The following is a 19,808-nucleotide window of genomic DNA, read 5'->3' as shown; positions in this document are numbered from 1 at the left end:
GTGAACTTATGAGCTTGAATCCTAGAGACGTCGTGATTGTCGACTTCGGTCGTACTCCGATGGGCCGCTCCAAGGGCGGCATGCACCGCAACACCCGCGCCGAAGACATGTCGGCGCACCTGATCAGCAAACTGCTGGAACGCAACGCCAAGGTCGATCCTGCTGAAGTCGAGGACGTGATTTGGGGCTGTGTGAACCAGACCCTGGAGCAGGGCTGGAACATCGCGCGCATGGCGTCGCTGATGACCCAGATTCCGCACACCTCGGCCGGCCAGACTGTCAGCCGTCTGTGCGGCTCGTCGATGAGCGCCCTGCATACTGCAGCGCAAGCGATCATGACCGGCAACGGTGACGTATTCGTGGTTGGCGGCGTCGAGCATATGGGCCACGTGAGCATGATGCACGGTGTCGATCCGAACCCGCACATGTCGCTGTACGCGGCGAAAGCCTCGGGCATGATGGGTCTGACCGCTGAAATGCTCGGCAAGATGCACGGCATCACTCGTGAGCAGCAGGATGCCTTTGGCGTGCGCTCCCACCAGCTCGCCCATAAAGCGACGGTGGAAGGCAAGTTCAAAGACGAAATCATCCCGATGCAGGGCTACGACGAAAACGGCTTCCTGAAGCTGTTCGACTACGACGAAACCATTCGTCCGGAAACCACTCTGGAAAGCCTGGCGGCTCTCAAGCCTGCCTTCAATCCAAAGGGCGGCACCGTGACTGCCGGTACTTCGTCGCAGATCACCGATGGTGCTTCGTGCATGATCGTGATGTCGGCGCAGCGTGCGCAGGATCTGGGGATCCAGCCGATGGCCGTGATCCGTTCGATGGCAGTGGCGGGTGTGGACCCGGCAATCATGGGCTATGGTCCAGTGCCGGCTACACAAAAAGCCCTGAAGCGTGCGGGCCTTGGCATCAACGATATCGACTTCTTCGAGCTCAACGAAGCTTTCGCTGCACAGGCCCTGCCAGTGCTGAAAGATCTGAAAGTGCTCGACAAGATGAACGAGAAGGTTAACCTGCACGGCGGCGCGATCGCCCTGGGTCACCCGTTCGGTTGCTCCGGTGCCCGTATTTCCGGCACCTTGCTGAACGTGATGAAGCAGAATGGCGGCACCTTCGGGGTGGCCACCATGTGCATTGGTCTCGGCCAAGGCATCTCCACCGTCTTCGAACGCGTTTAAGCGTCTCGTCGATGGAAGCCGGGGCCCAGTGCCCCGGTTTTTGTTTTTGCGGATTTATTTTTGTATTTATTTTGAAAAAATTTGAGTGAGGGCCGAAGCATGCCGATACAACCTGGGCTCTACCAACATTACAAAGGTCCGCAGTACCGCGTATTCAGTGTTGCGCGGCACTCCGAGACCGAAGAGGAAGTGGTGTTTTACCAAGCCCTGTATGGCGATTACGGCTTTTGGGTGCGCCCTTTGAGCATGTTCGTCGAGTCGGTCGAGGTTGACGGCGAGCAGGTGCCACGCTTTGCTTTGGTGCACGCCGAACCGAGCCTTTTTTCCAAGGCATAAGGCGAGTGCGCACAGAACCCTGTGCTTGACCTCACCTTGTAGCCACTATATATAGCGGTGCCGCGTCAGGCGCCAACCGCCTTTCACTTCTAGAATTCAGGAATTTTCTGATCCATGGGCAAATCGCTGGTCATTGTGGAATCCCCGGCTAAGGCCAAGACCATCAACAAGTATCTGGGCAACCAATACGTGGTGAAGTCGAGTATCGGCCATATCCGAGACCTGCCCACCAGCGGTTCGGCTAGCGCCAGCAAAGAGCCAGCCGCCAAGCGCGGCAAGGCTGCCGCGGGCGAGGGGCCGGTGCTCACGCCGAAAGAGAAAGCGCGCAAGCAACTGGTCTCGCGCATGGGTGTCGATCCGGAGCATGGCTGGAAAGCCCAGTACGAGATCCTCCCGGGCAAAGAAAAGGTCATCGAAGAGCTGCGCCGGCTCGCCAAGGATGCTGACACCATCTATCTCGCAACCGACTTGGATCGCGAGGGGGAAGCCATTGCCTGGCACCTGCGCGAAGCCATCGGTGGTGACGACAGCCGCTACAAGCGCGTGGTGTTCAACGAAATCACCAAGAAGGCGATTCAGGAAGCCTTCTCCGAGCCGGGCGAGCTGGACATTGATCGTGTAAATGCCCAGCAGGCGCGTCGTTTCCTCGACCGCGTTGTGGGTTACATGGTCTCGCCGCTGCTGTGGGCCAAGATCGCCCGTGGCCTGTCGGCCGGTCGCGTGCAATCGGTTGCCGTGAAGCTGGTGGTGGAGCGTGAGCGCGAGATTCGTGCGTTCAACCCGGAAGAGTACTGGGAAGTGCACGCCGACCTCGGCACCGCCAAGGGTTCGACCGTACGTTTCGAAGTGGCGCGCGAGAAGGGTGAAGCCTTCAAACCGCTGAACGAAGCTCAGGCCACAGCCGCGCTGGAGAAGCTCAAGTCCTCCAGCTACAGCATCGTCAAGCGCGAAGACAAACCGACCAGCAGCAAGCCGTCGGCGCCGTTCATCACGTCCACCCTGCAGCAGGCCGCGAGCAACCGCCTGGGCTTCGGCGTGAAGAAAACCATGATGATGGCCCAGCGTCTGTACGAAGCCGGCTACATCACTTATATGCGTACCGACTCGACCAACCTCTCGGCCGATGCCGTGGCGATGGCGCGTACCTATATCGAGGACGAGTTCGGCAAGAAGTACCTGCCGGAAACGCCGAACGTCTACAGCAGCAAGGAAGGCGCACAAGAGGCTCACGAAGCGATTCGTCCTTCCGATGCCAACACCACGCCAAGCAAGCTTGCAGGCATGGAGCGTGATGCTGAGCGCCTCTACGAGTTGATCTGGCGCCAGTTCCTCGCTTGCCAGATGCTGCCGGCGCAATATCTGTCGACCACCGTCAGCGTTGCCGCTGGCGACTTCGAGCTGCGTGCCAAAGGCCGCATCCTCAAGTTCGACGGTTACACCCGCGTTCTGCCGCAAATCACCAAGCCTGGCGATGACGATGTTCTGCCGGACATGGCGCAGGGCGATGCGATGAAGCTGATCAAGCTCGATCCGTCGCAGCATTTCACCAAGCCGCCGGCCCGTTACTCGGAAGCCAGCCTGGTCAAGGAAATGGAAAAACGCGGCATCGGTCGTCCTTCGACTTACGCAGCGATCATTTCGACCATTCAGGATCGCGGCTACGTGACCCTGCACAACCGTCGTTTCTACTCGGAAAAGATGGGCGATATCGTCACCGAGCGTCTGTCGGAGAGCTTCTCGAACCTCATGGACTACGGCTTCACCGCCGGCATGGAAGAGAACCTCGATGATGTGGCTCAGGGCGAGCGCGACTGGAAAAACGTGCTGGACGAGTTCTACGGCGACTTCAAGAAGAAGCTCGAAGTGGCCGAGAACCCGGAAAGCGGCATGCGTGCCAACCAGCCGGTCATGACTGATATTCCGTGCACCACGTGCGGTCGTCCGATGCAGATCCGTACGGCATCGACCGGCGTGTTCCTCGGTTGCTCGGGCTACAGCCTGCCGCCAAAAGAGCGCTGCAAGGCCACCGTCAACCTGGTGCCGGGCGACGAGATCGCTGCGGACGACGAGGGCGAGTCGGAGTCGCTGGTGCTGCGCGGCAAGCATCGCTGCCCGATCTGCAGCACCGCGATGGACGCCTACCTGCTCGACGAGAAGCGCAAACTGCACATCTGCGGTAACAACCCGGATTGCGCCGGTTACGAAATCGAGGAAGGCAACTATCGCATCAAGGGCTATGAAGGTCCGAGCCTGGAATGCGACAAGTGCGGCAGCGAGATGCAGCTCAAGACCGGCCGTTTCGGCAAGTTCTTCGGTTGCACCAACCCGACCTGCAAGAACACCCGCAAACTGCTGAAGAGTGGTGACGCGGCGCCGCCGAAGATGGATCCGGTGAAGATGCCTGAGCTGAAATGCGAGAAGGTCAACGACACCTACATTCTGCGCGACGGTGCTTCCGGTCTGTTCCTGGCGGCTAGCCAGTTCCCGAAAAACCGCGAGACCCGTGCTCCGCTGGTGATCGAGATTCTGCCGCACAAAGATGAGATCGATCCGAAGTACCACTTCCTCTGCGAAGCACCGCAGAAGGATCCTGATGGTCTGCCAGCGGTCATCCGCTACAGCCGCAAGACCAAGGAGCAATACGTGCAGACCGAGGTCGACGGCAAGCCTACCGGCTGGAAAGCGTTCTACGACGGTGGCAAGTGGACTGTTGAAGACAAGCGTACGAAAGCCAAGGCTGAGTAAGCGTTAGCCTGATCCACAAAAGGCCGCATGATGACTCTCGGGTTTTCATGCGGCCTTTTTGTTTTGTGCTTGCGGTCGGATCCGCTGATCCACGACACTGTCGGGTCTGTGTGACGCAATTATTTCGCTGTGGAGACTGCCGGCATGGCGCACGAACTCTATACCCGCACCAATCAGAAGATCTATTTCGCCGGCCTGTCGCTGGAGGCTCTGGCTCGCGCCGAAGAGGGGCGGGCGATGAATTCGTTGGCGCTGATTCAGGCTGGCCGCGAATCAGCATTGTTTCACCTCTATGGCGCGCTTCTGGGACTGTGTCACGAGATCGCCGGTTTTTATCGTCTGCCTCAGGCCAATGCATCGCGAGCAGAAGCGTTGCTGACTCGCGAAGTCCTGGAATCGATTGCGATCCCGGAACTGGCCGAGATGGTTGAGCTGGCTGGTAACCCTGAAACCTGGCTGGCGAAATTGCTGGCGGCGCACTCAGCGTTGTTCCAGCCGCCACGGGTGCCACACAAGCCCAAGGGCGATGTGACACAGCCATTGATTCAGGCCATTAATCTCGATGAAGAAGAGGCGCCGCAGGAGTTGAGTCGGGAAGAGCTGGAGAGCTGGCGGCAGAATCTCAAGGGCTTGGCAATCCGCTTTCGCGAAGGCTTGAACGAATGCTGAGGACAATTGACACGGTGGCAATCTGAAACATGCTGCTGGTCAAGATCCCGAGCGAAGCCCGAATGATGTCTATATAATCCCTGCCTTTCGTGGAGAACAGACCTATATGCCAACGTCCTTTCTAGAAATTGTCGAGTTACCAGATGGCCGAATCGAGCTGCGCAGGGCTGAGGACGAGGGGTCTCTGGTGACGCTGGATTTCTCCGAGGATGCCAAAGCATTCCTGCAAGGCCAGCATGTTGAAATCGCGAAAGCGATGTTGAGCGTCGGCGTACAGATGGCCGGCCGTATGGTCGAAGGCGAATTTGATAAGGAAGAAGGGCCGCGGGTTCTTCACTGAGATCCGCCTGTCGGCGCTTGCCGCTGCAACATCAGATCGGCTTCTCTGTCCCTGGAGAAGCCCTGCGCTTCACACAGCGCGCGTTACAAGTGAATCAACCCAATCGAATGTTCAGGCTCTGAGCGTCGCCCGTGCGGGCTGCGCTGATCAGTTGTTGCCGTGAACTTGTGTTCAGCGGATTGAGCCAGGTTACCACCGTATGGCTACGACCCAGGCGCAGTGCTTCGCAGGCCAGTTGCTGAGCGCTTTGCGCACCACGAGGTTGCAGTAGCAGAATGCGTTCACGGTTCAGGCCGGCCTCTCGCAGCCAGATCTGGGTCAGGCTGGCTGGAGGGGCGATCAGCGTCAGCCAGCGTGCATCCTGATCCTCGCTCAGTTCGCGAAGGATCGGGGCCAGCAGGTTCAGGCAGTTCCCGGTCGCACCGCGCAGTGACAGCTCACTGAATACTTCCGGTTCGGCAATCCATGGGCGCTCGACCACATCTTTCAGGATCGGTGCCATCGGTTGTGCCAGAAACGCTTCGAATAGAGGCAGTTGTGTTTGCTGGGGTGTGTGTGGGAACTGCATAAAGCCTCCTTTAGCGGCGGATTACGCCGACACTCAAGCCTTCGATCACCAGTTCCTGATCTTTCAGGTCGACTTCGATAGGGGCGAACTCAGGGTTTTCGGCAATCAACCAGACTTTGCTGCCTTCGCGCTTGAAGCGCTTGACCGTCACTTCATCGCCGATCCGTGCAACCACCACCTGGCCATTGCGTGCTTCGCGGGTGGTGTGAACCGCCAGCAGGTCACCGTCGAAAATGCCGATGTCCTTCATGCTCATGCCGTGTACGCGCAACAGGTAATCGGCCCGTGGGTGAAAGAACGCAGGATTGATGTTGCAGGACTCTTCGATGTGCTGCTGGGCGAGGATCGGTGCGCCGGCAGCGACCCGGCCAATGATCGGCAGGGTAGAGTCGTCAGCCTTGGCTTCGAAACCGGGGATGCGAATGCCGCGGGAGGCGCCCGGGGTCATCTCGATAGCGCCTTTGCGGGCCAGGGCCTTGAGGTGTTCTTCCGCCGCATTGGGCGACTTGAAACCCAGTTCCTGAGCGATTTCCGCGCGGGTTGGCGGGTAGCCGTTGTCTTCGAGGCAGCGTTTGATAAAGGCCAGAATCTCGGCTTGGCGTGGCGTCAGCTTTAGCATATTGATCGCTCTGTCTTTTTATACAGTGACTGGGATTATATACAGTGAAGCGGTCTTGGCAATGCCCGTTTTTTTGCAGCCCGCCGGACGGTCGGTTCCCGTGCTTATTAATGCGCCGGTCGAGTGTGGTTAAATAGCTGACCGACCATTCCCAAAACGAACTGGCAGGCTTGACAAGGCACAGGCTGAAACGTATGTTTCAAACAAGTGTTTGTCAGGCGGAGTAGCCATGGCCCAGTCGGAAACCGTTGAACGCATTCTTGATGCTGCCGAGCAGTTGTTCGCGGAGAAAGGTTTCGCTGAAACCTCATTGCGTTTGATCACCAGCAAGGCCGGGGTAAACCTGGCGGCGGTGAATTATCATTTCGGCTCCAAGAAAGCGCTGATCCAGGCGGTTTTCTCGCGCTTCCTCGGGCCGTTCTGCATCAGCCTCGATAAAGAGCTGGAGCGTCGCCAGGCCAAGCCTGAAAACAAGCCGACCCTTGAAGAGTTGCTGGAAATCCTCGTCGAGCAAGCGCTCGTGGTGCAGCCACGCAGCGGTAACGACCTGTCGATCTTCATGCGTTTGCTCGGTTTGGCGTTCAGCCAGAGCCAGGGTCACCTGCGTCGTTATCTGGAAGACATGTACGGTAAGGTGTTCCGCCGCTACATGCTGTTGGTCAACGAAGCGGCTCCGCGCATCCCGCCAATCGAGCTGTTCTGGCGCGTGCACTTCATGCTCGGCGCTGCGGCGTTCAGCATGTCCGGGATCAAGGCCTTGCGCGCGATTGCCGAGACCGACTTCGGCGTCAACACCTCGATCGAACAAGTGATGCGTCTGATGGTGCCGTTCCTTGCCGCCGGCATGCGTGCCGAAACCGGTGTCACCGACCCCGCGATGGCGACTGCGCAGCTTCGCCCGCGCAGCAAATCGACTCCGGTGGCCGCCAAGGTTTAACCGCACACGGGTGGGCGCGGCTGCTTGTATCCGCTAAGCTAGCCGCCCATGCCGACTTTCGTTCTGAACCCGATCTCCATAGAAATTATTGGCCTGCCGAGCCCTGCTCACGGTAGCGATTTCTGGCGGATCGGGTTTTTCGTTTTCAAGGAATCTCTATGACTGCTGGCCTGCAAGGCTCGTTGATGGTGGACGTCGCCGGTACTTGGCTGACGGCCGAAGATCGCCAATTGTTGCGCCAGCCCGAAGTGGGCGGCCTGATCATTTTCGCGCGCAACATCGAGCACCCGCGCCAAGTGCGCGAGCTGAGTGCTGCGATCCGCGCCATTCGCCCGGATCTGCTGCTGGCGGTCGACCAGGAGGGCGGCCGGGTGCAGCGTCTGCGTCAGGGCTTCGTGCGCCTGCCCGCGATGCGTGCCATCGCCGACAACCCGAACGCCGAATACCTCGCCGAACAATGCGGCTGGGTCATGGCCACCGAAGTGTTGGCGGTCGGCCTCGACCTGAGTTTCGCCCCGGTGCTGGATCTGGATTACCAGCGCAGCGCCGTGGTCGGCACTCGTTCGTTCGAAGGGGATCCCGAGCGCGCAGCGTTGCTCGCCGGCGCCTTCATCCGCGGCATGAACAGCGCGGGCATGGCCGCTACCGGCAAGCATTTCCCCGGTCACGGTTGGGCCGAAGCCGACTCCCACGTCGCGATCCCGAATGACGAGCGCAGTCTCGACGAGATCCGCGCCAACGACCTCGTACCGTTCGCCAGACTCAGCAAGCAACTCGCTGCGGTCATGCCGGCGCACGTCATCTATCCGCAAGTTGATTCGCAGCCGGCCGGGTTCTCCCGTCGCTGGTTGCAGGACATCCTGCGCGGCGAGTTGCAGTTTGACGGCGTGATCTTCAGCGACGACCTTTCGATGGCCGGCGCCCACGTGGTCGGCGACGCTGCCAGCCGGATCGAAGCCGCGTTGACTGCCGGTTGCGACATGGGCCTGGTGTGCAATGACCGCGCTGCGGCCGAACTGGCCCTGAGTGCTGCGCAACGGATGAAGGTCAAACCGTCCGCACGCATTGCGCGGATGCGCGGGCAGGCGTTCGCCAGTACCGATTACCGCCAGGATCCGCGCTGGCTCACCGCCATCGGCGCGCTCAAAGACGCTCAACTGATCGATTAAGGATTTTTGCTATGACGGTTTACGCAATCATCGGTGGCACCGGCCTGACCCAGCTCGAAGGCCTGAGCATTCGTCAGTCGTTGGCGGTGGATACGCCTTACGGTTCGCCGTCGGCTGAAGTGCAGATCGGGGAATATGCCGGCAAGGAAGTGCTGTTCCTCGCCCGTCACGGCCATCCCCATCGTTTCCCGCCGCACAAGGTCAACTACCGCGCCAACCTGTGGGCGCTGAAGCAGGCCGGCGCCGAGGCGATCATCGCGGTCAACGCGGTGGGCGGGATCCATCCGGCCATGGGTACCGGGCATTTCTGCGTGCCACACCAGATCGTCGATTACACCAGCGGTCGCGAACACACGTTTTTCGCCGATGATCTGGAGCACGTCACCCACATCGATTTCAGCTTCCCTTACAGCGAGTCGCTGCGTCAGCAACTGATCGCCGCGCTGGCTGCCGAAGGTTGCGAATACAGCGATCGGGGCGTGTATGCCTGCACCCAGGGCCCGCGTCTGGAAACCGTGGCCGAGATCGTGCGTCTGGAGCGTGACGGTTGCGACATCGTCGGCATGACCGGCATGCCGGAAGCGGCATTGGCCCGTGAGCTGGATCTGGATTACGCCTGCCTGTCGCTGGTGGTGAACCCGGCGGCGGGCAAGACCACGGCGGTGATCACCATGGCCGAGATCGAGCAGGCGCTGCATGACGGCATGGGCAAGGTGAAATCGACGCTCGCGCGGGTGTTGGCCAGCTAAGGACTGTCCATGAGCACTTTCATCGAGCGGCTTAAAGGGCTGGCATGGACTCACGCATTCAGTAGCAAGGCGTTGGCCAAGGCCCGCGCTTATGCTGCCGATGATCGGGTAGAGATCATCGAGATCGATGACAGGAAAATCGAGGCGTTCTGCGTCGGTTCGGAAACTCAGGCGTATGAACAAAGCATCTACCTGTCCGATGATCGCCTGGGATCGGTTAATTTGCGTTGCTTATGCACCTGCCCCGTCGCGATTGATTGCAAGCACTGCGCGGCGGTGCTCTATCTCCTGCAGGGCATTGACGACGATACGTCCGAAAGTGACGCCCAGATCCCCTTGGGTCGGGCGCTGGAGCATTGGCTTTCGACAGTCCCCGTCCCGGCCAGGCCCGTCGACGAAGGGGCGCAAACCGCGGGCACGCGCCTGTTTTACAAACTCAAACCCACGTCTGCGAACGGCAAGTGGTTGCTTGATATTTTCAAGGTCTATCAGCTCAAGAGCGGCGAGTTACGCGAAGTAAAACCGCTGTATTCGCTGTCGGACATGCTCATGCGTCAGCCCGGTTATCTGTCCGAACTGGATCTGCGCGTCGCCAGGCTGTTGGTCGCCATGCATTCCCATCACGCCTACTACAGCGGCTATCCGCTGGAAGGCAGCAGTGGCGCGGAACTGCTGGAAATGCTCCTGCGCACCTCGCGCCTGTTCCTCGACTTCGAAAACTTGCAGCCACTGACGCCGGGCGCGAAACGCATGGGTCTGTTCTCTTGGGCCGAGCAGGCCGACGGTGGGTTCCGCGCCCAGTGGAGCAGTGCCGAGGCTGCGCAGGAAACCGTGCTGGCGCTGGAGCCGCTTTATTACATCGATCGTGAGCAGCGACAGGTTGGCCCTCTGTTCAGTGAGTTGGAAGAAAAACTGGCCTGCCATTTGACCCTCGCCCCAGTCATCCCGGCGCGTCAGGCGATGCAGTTCAGCCATCGCATGAGCGCGATGACCAATATCCCGCCGCCGCACAAGCTCACCGAACGAATCATCGATGACGTGCTTCCGCAGCCGCAACTGACCTTGGTCAGCGGCCGGGAGCGTTCGCGCTGGGAATACGTTCTGGAGCACCGCGCCGCTCTGGTGTTTACCTACAACGGTCATTCGGCGGTGGATCGTAATCCGGAAGTGATGATCCTCAATGGCACTGAAACCCAGCGCATTCGACGCCAGCCTGCGATGGAAAAGAAGCTGCGCCAGAGCCTGCAAAAGCACGGCTTCAAAAAAGCCACGCGCAAGAGCGCTATGGATCGTCTCGGCGAGATGTTCACCTTGCCGGATGATTCCGCCTGGCTCGGATTCATGCATGAAGGGCTTGCCACACTGCGCGCCGCGGACTGGGAAATCGAAATCAGTCCCGGCTTCCATTTCGATGTGCAGCCGGTCGAACACTGGTACGCGGAGGTCGAAGAAGAGGCCGGGCATCAATGGTTTGATCTGCAACTGGGCATCGTCGTCAATGGCGAGCGCTACAGCTTGTTGCCGATCCTTCTGCATCTGTTGCGCACCCAGCCACGTTTGCTCGACCCGGTGAATCTGGCGCAACGCAGCGACGACGAAAAACTCCTGATCGAACTCAAGCCCAGCGGTTTTGGCGACCCGGCAGGCGCCAAGGTGGCGTTGCCGCTGAGTCGGGTCAAACCGCTGATGGCGACGCTGGGCGAGCTGTACCTGGGCGGACATCAGGGCGATGCGCTGCGCTTGACTGCTCCAGACGCCGCGCGCCTGAGTATGCTCGATGGCGTGCCACTGGAATGGCAGGGCGGCGAACGCCTGCGCACTTTTGCCAAGCGGCTGCACAATTCCAGTCACACCCATATTGCTGCGCCGGCCGGCCTTAATGCGCAACTGCGCCCATATCAGCTCGAAGGCCTTGGCTGGATGCAGACTCTGCGGGAGCTGGAGGTCGGCGGCATTCTTGGCGATGACATGGGCTTGGGCAAAACCCTGCAGACCCTGGCGCATCTGCTCACGGAAAAGCACGCCGGTCGCCTCGATTGCCCGGCACTGGCGGTGATGCCGACCAGCCTGATTCCCAACTGGCTCGACGAGGCCCAGCGCTTCACGCCTCAGTTGAAGGTCCTGGCGCTGCATGGGGCCGGGCGGCAAAAAGACTTCGCCAATCTCGCCGAATACGACTTGGTGCTGACCACTTACGCCTTGCTGCCCAGGGATCTTGAAACGTTGCGGCCGCAGTCGTGGAGCGTGCTGATTCTCGACGAAGCGCAGAACATCAAGAACCCGCTGAGCAAAGCGGCGCAGGCCGCACGTGACTTGCAGGCCCGTCAGCGCTTGTGTCTGAGCGGCACGCCGCTGGAAAACCATCTCGGCGAGCTGTGGTCGCAGTTTCATTTCCTCATGCCTGGCTGGCTGGGCGACAGCAAATCCTTCAACCGCGATTACCGCACACCGATCGAGAAACATGGCAATGTCCAGCGCATGCAGCACCTGACGGCGCGCATCAAGCCGTTTTTGCTGCGTCGCAAGAAAGATCAGGTCGCCACTGAGCTGCCGCCGAAAACCGAAATCATCCATTGGGTTGAACTCAGCGACGGCCAGCGCGACGTCTATGAAACGGTGCGCGTGGCGATGGACAAAAAAGTGCGCGACGAAATTGCCCGCAGTGGTGTGGCGCGCAGTCAGATCATCATTCTTGATGCCTTGCTCAAGCTGCGTCAGGTCTGCTGCGATCTGCGCTTGATCAACATGCCGCTCACGGCGAAGGCATTGCGCTCGGGCAGCGGCAAGCTGATCAGCCTGATGGAGATGCTCGAAGAGTTGCTCGGCGAAGGTCGGCGCATCCTGCTGTTCTCCCAGTTCACCTCGATGCTGGCGCTGATCGAGCAGGAGTTGCAGCAGCGCGCTATCGGTTATTCGTTGCTGACTGGCGACACCACCGACCGGCGCACGCCAGTCAAGAATTTCCAGGGCGGCAAGGTGCCGTTGTTCCTCATCAGCCTCAAGGCTGGCGGTACCGGTCTGAACCTGACGGCTGCGGACACGGTGATCCACTTCGACCCTTGGTGGAATCCGGCAGTGGAGAATCAGGCAACCGATCGCGCTTATCGTATCGGGCAGAACAATCCGGTGTTTGTTTACAAGCTGATCGCTCGCGGCACGGTAGAGGAAAAGATACAAGCGTTGCAGCAGGAGAAAGCAGCGCTGGCCGGGGCGGTGCTTGAAGGTGGTACGACGGGTGGATTCAAACTGGAACAGAGTGATATCGAAGCGCTGTTTGCGCCGTTGCCCGCTTCCAGGCAGTAAGCTTCAGTTTGAACCTTCAACTGAGGTGATCCGTTCGCGAGCAGGCTCGCTCCCACAAGGGGAAATGCGATCCAACTGTGGGAGCGGGCTTGCTCGCGAAAGCTATCTAGCAAACACTGCACATCTCAACGCTTGTCGAGCTTATCCGGCAACGGCGCAAACAGCGCTTCAATATCATCGCTCTGCAGTTTCCAGTCCCCGGCCTTGCGCCCATCCAGTACGCCTGCCGCCAGGTCGGATTTTTCCTTCTGCAGGTGCTGAATCTTCTCTTCCACCGTGCCGCGGGCAATCATCTTGTAGACGAACACCGGCTTCTCCTGGCCGATTCGATAGGCGCGGTCGGTTGCCTGGTTCTCGGTCGCCGGGTTCCACCACGGATCGTAATGGATCACCGTGTCCGCTTCGGTCAGGTTCAGGCCGACGCCGCCGGCCTTCAGGCTGATCAGAAAAATCTGACGCTTGCCGCTCTGGAATTCCTTCACCGGCGTGCGCCGATCGCGGGTCTGGCCGGTCAGCAAGGCGTAGGCCACGTTGCGTTTCTTCAGTTCGTCCTCGATCAGTGACAGCATCGAGGTGAACTGCGAGAACAATAGAATCCGCCGACCTTCTTCGAACAACTCTTCGAGCATTTCCATCAGGCTGTCGAGCTTGCCCGAGCTGCTGCCTCGGGCGGGCAGGGTGGCGTCGTTGACCAGACGCAGATCGCAGCAGACCTGACGCAGCTTGAGCAGGGCTTCAAGAATGATGATCTGGCTACGCGCCACGCCTTTGCGAGTGATCTCGTCGCGGACTTTCTTGTCCATCGCCAGGCGCATGGTTTCGTACACGTCGCGCTGCGCCTCATTGAGATCGACCCAGTGGATGATCTCGGTTTTGGGCGGCAGTTCGGTGGCCACCTGTTCCTTGGTGCGGCGCAGCAGAAACGGTTTTATCCGCCCATTGAGGTGCTGCAGCCTGACTTCGCTGGCGCGCTTTTCGATCGGCACGCGGTAGTCGGCATTGAAGCTTTTGACATCGCCCAACCAGCCCGGCAGCAAAAAGTGGAACAACGACCACAACTCGCCGAGGTGGTTTTCCAGCGGTGTGCCACTCAGGCACAGGCGCTGGCGCGCGTTGAGTTCGCGAGCGGCCTGCGCGGCCTTGCTGTTAGGGTTCTTGATGTACTGCGCTTCGTCGAGCACCAGAACGTGCAGCGGCTGTTGTGCCAGCCGTTCGACGTCCTTGGGCAGCAGTGCATAGGTGGTCAGGATCAGGTCGAAGTCGGCCAGATGCTCGAAATGCTTTTTGCGGCCGGCACCGTACAGCGCGACCACTTTCAGTTGCGGCGTGAAGTGCGCGGCTTCGTCGAGCCAGTTCGGGATCAGGCTGGTGGGCATCACCACCATGCACGGTCGATCCAGACGCCCGGCGTTTTTCTCACTGAGAATATGCGCCAGGGTCTGTAAGGTTTTACCCAGACCCATGTCGTCCGCCAGAATCCCGCCGACCTCAAGCTGACGCAGGGACTGCATCCAGCTCAAGCCTTCGAGTTGATAGGGACGCAGCGTCGCGTTCAAGCCCTTCGGCGCTTGTGCACTGTAGTCGCGGATGTCGCGCAGGCGTTGGGCGAAACTTCGAATCTGTTCGCCACCCTCCCACAGCAGGGGAATGCCTTCCAGCGAGTTGAGCCGTGTGGCGTCGGCCTTGCTCAGGCGCAGGGTGGTTTCGCCCGGCTCCTGCAAGTAGAACTCGCCCAGCGTCGCCAATACCGGTTTCAGTCGGCCAAGGGGCAGCGCCACTTGCAATGGCCCGTGCTCACTGTTGCGTTGCGGAATATTGACCAGAATCAGCTCGTCATCGCGGCGCCGCGCCAGGCGTTCCGGGTTGAGGATTTCCGTGTGCGAGCGCATCAGGTTGAGCAGGATCGGCAGCAGGCTCAGGCGTTCACCATTGACGATGATCCCCAGTTCCAGATCGAACCAGTCGCGCTCCGGCGCCTGTTCGACGGTGGCGTACCAGTCGTCGACGGCGGTCAGGTCGAAACCGAATTCCTCGTCGATCTGCAATTCCCAACCTTGGGTGCGCAGCTTCGGCAGTTCGTTGAGGGTAAACGTCAGCCAGGCGCTGTCGTTGACCATCTCGTACAGCTCGCCGGCGCTTTCCGGCAGCGCTTTGCTCTGGCGCGTGGCGATACGGAAGCCGAGGATTCTTAACTGTTCGCGGTAGGACTGTTCCACTTCCGGATGGCGTTTTATCCGCAGGGTCTGGGTTTCCTGGCGAATCAGAATGTCGCTGTTTTTCTGCCCGCTGACGTACTCATCCAGATAGCTGAACGACAGCGCCGCCCGATGCTGAATATAGCGCTGCATCTTGCCGTTGCGCGGCTCGAACGCGCTGAACTCGACGCTGGCCAGCCACAGGCGCGGCAGCGGTTGCACGTTGTCCACCAGCACTTGCGGTGGCGCCTTGGGGCTGCGGTTTTCCAGAACAGCCTGGAGTTTTTCCAGCAGTTCGGCGTCTTTGGCGGCGGCAGGGTATTCGAGGGTTTCCTGCACTTGCAGGAGTACTGCGGCGCAGTGTTTGCAGTTGTTGCGCACCGGGCAGGTACAGCTGGCGTCAACCAGCAGCAGGGTGCCTTTGGCTGACTCGCGCAAGTGAATGGTCTGACGGTAGACGTTACCGCCAGAGCCTTCGCAACTGGCGGTAATGGTCGCATCGCCAACCTGCGCGATGCGTACCCGGTTTTCCAGGGCGTAGCGGCGTCCACGCTCCAGGCTCTGTTCCTTGAATCGGCTGACCCAGGAGGGTGCCAACGGTTTACTCAGGGGCGGGGACATAAGGACTTCGATCAGTCCGGAATCGCTTCAGGGGCTTGCCGAGGGGCGGGCGCCGTCAGGGAGGTGATCTTGATCAGCAGCGCCAGGTGGCCGTTGTCGAGATAGTTGAGCTGGCCGTTTTTGGTGTGGCTGTCCTGTTTCAGGTGTTCGCTGGCAGTGACCATGCCGTTGGCGTCGATCTGGTTGACCCAGAAGTCGGCGTTCACGTCGGTGAAGCGTCCGAGTTTCATTTCCAGCGTGCCCTCGATCGGGAACTGGCCGAACTGTTCCTTGCCGTCGCTGACGGCCACCTTGGTCGGCGCTTCGCCGAGGGTCTGCTGCCAGGCCTTGTGCATCAGCACACTGTAATCACCGCTGGCGCTGAGTTTGCTGGCAACGTCGCCGAGCGCAGGTGTGCGCAGGCTGTCATCACCCAGGCGTTGAGCGCCGGCGGCCCAGTCTTCCGGGGCGGCGCGGCTGACGATAGCCGGCACGGCGTTCTGGCGCACCAGAATCATTTCGACCTGATACAGGTCATCGGCGAAAACCGAAGGGGCTACCAAGGCAAGTAGCAAAGTCAGTGAGCGAAACAGGCGCATGCGGCGTCCTTCAAACAGTTTTCGGGAGGAGGCGCTCGAACAGCGCCTCTACAGTATTAAAGCGCTCTTCCGGGCGTTCCATCGGCACCTGGAACTTGAACATCGTGGCGCCTTCGAATTTGTAGCGTTTTGGCTGAGTCTGGATCAGTTTGATCAAGGTCATCGGGTCGACCGGCGTCTGCGCGGCGAACTCGATGCGTCCACCCTGCGGGCCACCGTCGACTTTCTTGATGCCCAGCTGTTCGGCCTGCAACTTCAGCGCAGTGATGCGCACCAGATTCTTGGTCGGTTCCGGCAGCAGGCCGAAACGATCGATCATCTCCACTTGCAGATCCTTCAGGCCTTCCTCGTCGGTGGCCGAAGCGATGCGCTTGTACAGAATCAGGCGGGCGTGAACGTCCGGCAGATAGTCTTCCGGAATCAGCGCAGGCACGCGCAGGTTGACCTCTGGGCCACCGCCGAGCGGTTGATCGAGATTCGGTTGCTCGCCCTTGCGGATCGACTTCACCGCGCGCTCGAGCATCTCCATGTACAACGTAAAACCCACGGCCTGAATTTGCCCGCTCTGGCCATCGCCCAGCAGTTCGCCGGCGCCACGGATTTCCAGGTCGTTGGTCGCCAGCACGAAACCGGCGCCCAGATCCTGAGTGTTGGCAATCGCTTCCAGACGCTTTTCCGCATCGGACGTGATTTGTTGGCGTGGCGGGGTCAGCAGGTAGGCGTAAGCCTGGTGGTGGCTGCGACCGACACGTCCGCGCAACTGGTGCAATTGCGCCAGGCCGAACTTGTCGGCGCGCTCGATGATGATGGTGTTGGCGCTCGGCACGTCGATGCCGGTCTCGATGATGGTCGAGGCAATCAGCACGTTGAAGCGCTTGTGATAGAAGTCGCTCATCACCTGTTCGAGTTCGCGTTCGCGCATCTGTCCGTGACCGATGCCGATCCGTGCTTCCGGCACCAGTTCGGCGAGATCCGCCGCGCACTTCTCGATTGTTTTGACGTCGTTGTGCAGGTAGTAAACCTGCCCACCGCGCAGCAGTTCACGCAGCAGAGCCTCTTTGACCGTGCTCTTGTTCTGCTCCATGACGAAGGTGCGTACCGACAGGCGGCGCGCCGGCGGGGTGGCGATGATCGACAGATCACGCATGCCCGACACCGCCATGTTCAGCGTGCGCGGAATCGGCGTGGCGGTCAGCGTGAGAATGTCGACTTCGCTGCGCAGGGCCTTGAGCTGTTCTTTCTGCCGCACACCGAAGCGGTGCTCTTCATCGATGATCACCAGACCCAGGTTTTTGATCTTCACATCGTCGGACAGCAGCTTGTGCGTGCCGATGACGATATCGATCTTGCCTTCCGCCAGGTCGGCGATCGCCGCGTTGACTTCCTTGGCCGATTTGAAGCGGCTCATCACTTCCACGGTCACCGGCCAGTCGGCGAAGCGGTCGCGGAAGCTGTTGTAATGTTGCTGGGCGAGCAGGGTGGTCGGCACCAGAATCGCCACCTGACGCCCGCCGTGCACGGCGATGAACGCGGCGCGCATCGCCACTTCGGTCTTGCCGAAACCGACGTCGCCGCAGACCAGACGATCCATCGGCTTTGGCGCGAGCATGTCTTCGCGCACCGCTTCGATGGTCGCTTGCTGGTCCGGGGTTTCTTCGAACGGGAAACCGGCGCTGAAGGTCGCGTAATCGGCTTTCGGGTCGGCAAACGCGTAGCCTTCGCGGGCGGCACGACGGGCATAGATGTCGAGCAATTCAGCAGCGACATCGCGCACCTGTTCGGCGGCCTTGCGCTTGGCTTTCTGCCAGGTCTCGGAGCCGAGGCGGTGCAGCGGCGCCAGTGAGTCATCGCTGCCGGTGTAACGCGCGATCAGGTGCAGGTTGGCCACTGGCACGTAGAGCTTGGCGTTCTCCGCATATTCCAGAGTGAGGAATTCTGCAGCCTGGTTGTCGATTTCCAGAATCGTCAGGCCCAGATAACGCCCGACACCGTGATCGATGTGCACCACCGGCGCGCCTTCGCGCAGTTCGGTAAGGTTTTTGATCACTGCATCGTTGTTGGCGTCGGCGCGTTTTTCCCGGCGACGACGCTGCATGACGCGCTGACCGAACAACGGGCTCTCCGCCACCAGCGCCAGCGCCGGCTCATCGAGCATCAAGCCCTCGTCGAGCGGCGCGATGGTGATCGCCAGGCGATCCTTGCTCGAAACGAAGTCCGGCCAGCTGTCGACGGTTTTCGGCCGCAGCTTCAGGCGTTCCAGCAGCTCCAACAGGACTTCACGCCGGCCCGCGGATTCGGCGGTGAACAGCACGCGTCCGGGGAATTCGTCGAGGAATGTCGAGAGCGCCGCCAGTGGTTGTGTGGCCTTGGCTTCGATCGCCAGGTTTGGCAGTGCCTGCGCCGGGAAGCGCTCGCGACCGGCACCGGATTCGACGTCCTGCTGACTGGCGACGACCCGTGGCCAGCTCTTGAGGCGGGCGAAGCAGTCTTCCACCGGCAGGAACAATTCCGCAGGCGGCAATAGAGGGCGCGATGGATCGACACGGCGCTCTTCGTAGCGATTGCGCACGTCGTTCCAGAAGTTTTCTGCCGCTTGTTCGATACCCGGCAGCGAGAACACTTGAGTGTCCTGCGGCAGGTAATCGAACAGTGTCGAGGTTTCGTCGAAGAACAGCGGCAGGTAGTACTCGATACCGGCCGGGGTGATGCCGCTGCTCAAGTCCTGGAAGATCGGGCAGCGCCGGAAGTCGACGTCGAAACGCTCGCGAAAGCGCGCCTTGAAGCGGGTGACCGCATCTTTCTGCAGCGGGAACTCTCGGGCCGGCAGCAGCTTGACCGAATCGACCTTGTCGATGGAGCGCTGGTTTTCCGGATCGAAGGTGCGCAGGGTTTCGATTTCGTCGTCGAACAGGTCGATGCGATAGGGCAGTTTGCTGCCCATCGGGAACAGGTCGATCAGCGCGCCGCGTACGGTGAACTCGCCGTGCTCGTAGACCGTATCGACGTAGCGATAGCCGCTGGCCTCAAGGCGCGAGCGCATCTGTTCGACATCGAGCTTCTGCCCGACATCCAGCACCAGACTGCTGCCGAGCAGGAACTTGGTCGGCGCCAGGCGGTGCAGGGCGGTGGTGATCGGCACCACCAGCACGCCGTGCGCCAGCTCCGGCAGTCTATAAAGGCTGGCGATACGCTGGGAGATGATGTCCTGGTGCGGCGAGAACAGATCGTACGGCAGGGTTTCCCAGTCGGGGAAATGCAGCACGGGCAAATCCGGGGCGAAGAAACTCAGCTCCTGTTCCAGCCGTTCGGCACTCTGGCTGTCGGCGGTCAGTAGCAGGGTGAAGCGCTTGGCAGCGCTGGCAGCCTCGGCAATCGCGAGGCTGAGGGCAGCACCGGGCAGGTTGCCCCAATGCTGTTTACCTGCCGCGGCAGGGAGAAGCGGTAGACGCAGAACGGGCACGGAAGGTTGAGCTCCAGGCTTTGCGACAAAGTCGGTAATTGTAGCGGCGTCAGGTGCCGGCTGTCAGTTGCAGACTGCGTCTATCTTCGCGCTTTGCGCAAAATGTAGTGGTAACCATAAAAACGAGCACTTTTTTAGTGGTTATGTAGTGCCGAAATCGACTGGTGTTACGGAGGGTTACAGACATCGTCTAACAGTCGTCGAAAAATTGACTGCGCTGGAAGCCCCGGTTTTACTGGGCTGGCGCGGGGCGTAATTTTTTTGAACGGAATTTTGTTACCGATTGCGCGACAAGCGCGCATTGCTACAAGAGGTTCTCGGCGGCATAATGTAGC

The 19,808-nt window shown here is 60.2% G+C and carries 14 protein-coding genes; 9 read left to right on the top strand and 5 right to left on the bottom strand.

The features are described 5' to 3' along the window. Positions 1 to 8: 8 nt before the first annotated feature. From fadA to AC3WMV_RS16075, 5 genes are all read left to right on the top strand, one after another. Positions 9 to 1,184, top strand: coding sequence for an acetyl-CoA C-acyltransferase FadA (fadA, locus tag AC3WMV_RS16095; RefSeq protein ID WP_047600135.1), 1,176 nt, complete (start codon positions 9 to 11; stop codon positions 1,182 to 1,184). A gap of 99 nt (positions 1,185 to 1,283) precedes the next feature. Next, positions 1,284 to 1,520, top strand: a complete 237-nt coding sequence (locus AC3WMV_RS16090; RefSeq protein WP_027611446.1) for a DUF1653 domain-containing protein — start codon at positions 1,284 to 1,286, stop codon at positions 1,518 to 1,520. A 114-nt stretch (positions 1,521 to 1,634) separates the two neighbouring features. Next, on the top strand, positions 1,635 to 4,265 hold the full coding sequence (gene topA / locus AC3WMV_RS16085; RefSeq protein ID WP_095140031.1) for a type I DNA topoisomerase: 2,631 nt from the start codon (positions 1,635 to 1,637) through the stop codon (positions 4,263 to 4,265). Positions 4,266 to 4,409: 144 nt separating this feature from the next. Then, positions 4,410 to 4,934 carry a DUF6586 family protein gene (locus AC3WMV_RS16080; RefSeq protein ID WP_097088548.1) on the top strand — a complete coding sequence of 175 codons (525 nt, stop codon included), beginning with the start codon at positions 4,410 to 4,412 and terminating at the stop codon, positions 4,932 to 4,934. Positions 4,935 to 5,040: 106 nt separating this feature from the next. Next, positions 5,041 to 5,274 carry a hypothetical protein gene (locus AC3WMV_RS16075; RefSeq protein ID WP_003226592.1) on the top strand — a complete coding sequence of 78 codons (234 nt, stop codon included), beginning with the start codon at positions 5,041 to 5,043 and terminating at the stop codon, positions 5,272 to 5,274. Positions 5,275 to 5,368: 94 nt separating this feature from the next. Here AC3WMV_RS16075 and sulA read toward each other — a convergent pair whose 3' ends face one another. Further along, on the bottom strand, positions 5,369 to 5,842 hold the full coding sequence (sulA, locus tag AC3WMV_RS16070; protein WP_097088550.1) for an SOS-induced cell division inhibitor SulA: 474 nt from the start codon (positions 5,840 to 5,842) through the stop codon (positions 5,369 to 5,371). A gap of 10 nt (positions 5,843 to 5,852) precedes the next feature. Then, the gene (gene lexA / locus AC3WMV_RS16065) at positions 5,853 to 6,461 is read right to left on the bottom strand and encodes a transcriptional repressor LexA (RefSeq protein WP_003226590.1); all 609 of its coding nucleotides are present in this window, start codon (positions 6,459 to 6,461) and stop codon (positions 5,853 to 5,855) included. Positions 6,462 to 6,690: 229 nt separating this feature from the next. On the opposite strand from lexA, the gene AC3WMV_RS16060 reads away from it, so the two are divergent. The 4 genes from AC3WMV_RS16060 to AC3WMV_RS16045 all read left to right on the top strand — a co-directional run bounded on the left by AC3WMV_RS16060 (position 6,691) and on the right by AC3WMV_RS16045 (position 12,619). After that, on the top strand, positions 6,691 to 7,398 hold the full coding sequence (locus tag AC3WMV_RS16060) for a TetR/AcrR family transcriptional regulator (protein ID WP_007961819.1): 708 nt from the start codon (positions 6,691 to 6,693) through the stop codon (positions 7,396 to 7,398). 158 nt (positions 7,399 to 7,556) lie between these two features. Further along, positions 7,557 to 8,567, top strand: coding sequence for a beta-N-acetylhexosaminidase (gene nagZ, locus AC3WMV_RS16055; RefSeq protein ID WP_041068989.1), 1,011 nt, complete (start codon positions 7,557 to 7,559; stop codon positions 8,565 to 8,567). Positions 8,568 to 8,578: 11 nt separating this feature from the next. After that, positions 8,579 to 9,316, top strand: coding sequence for an S-methyl-5'-thioinosine phosphorylase (locus AC3WMV_RS16050; RefSeq protein WP_103369115.1), 738 nt, complete (start codon positions 8,579 to 8,581; stop codon positions 9,314 to 9,316). A gap of 9 nt (positions 9,317 to 9,325) precedes the next feature. Beyond that, on the top strand, positions 9,326 to 12,619 hold the full coding sequence (locus AC3WMV_RS16045) for a DEAD/DEAH box helicase (protein WP_103369116.1): 3,294 nt from the start codon (positions 9,326 to 9,328) through the stop codon (positions 12,617 to 12,619). Positions 12,620 to 12,744: 125 nt separating this feature from the next. Here the strand turns inward: AC3WMV_RS16045 and AC3WMV_RS16040 are convergent, their stop codons facing one another. The 3 genes from AC3WMV_RS16040 to mfd are packed head-to-tail and all read right to left on the bottom strand — an operon-like array spanning position 12,745 to position 19,473. Beyond that, positions 12,745 to 15,435, bottom strand: coding sequence for a DEAD/DEAH box helicase (locus AC3WMV_RS16040; RefSeq protein WP_103369117.1), 2,691 nt, complete (start codon positions 15,433 to 15,435; stop codon positions 12,745 to 12,747). A gap of 11 nt (positions 15,436 to 15,446) precedes the next feature. Further along, positions 15,447 to 16,013, bottom strand: coding sequence for a CsiV family protein (locus AC3WMV_RS16035; RefSeq protein ID WP_027611454.1), 567 nt, complete (start codon positions 16,011 to 16,013; stop codon positions 15,447 to 15,449). Between the two features lie 10 nt (positions 16,014 to 16,023). Beyond that, positions 16,024 to 19,473 (bottom strand): transcription-repair coupling factor, encoded by a 3,450-nt coding sequence (mfd, locus tag AC3WMV_RS16030; RefSeq protein WP_097088558.1) that lies wholly within the window; start codon positions 19,471 to 19,473, stop codon positions 16,024 to 16,026. Between the last annotated feature and the right edge of the window lie 335 nt (positions 19,474 to 19,808).

It is taken from the genome of Pseudomonas sp. FW305-3-2-15-E-TSA4, from assembly GCF_058787295.1.
This window is presented reverse-complemented; position numbering and strand designations above follow the sequence as displayed.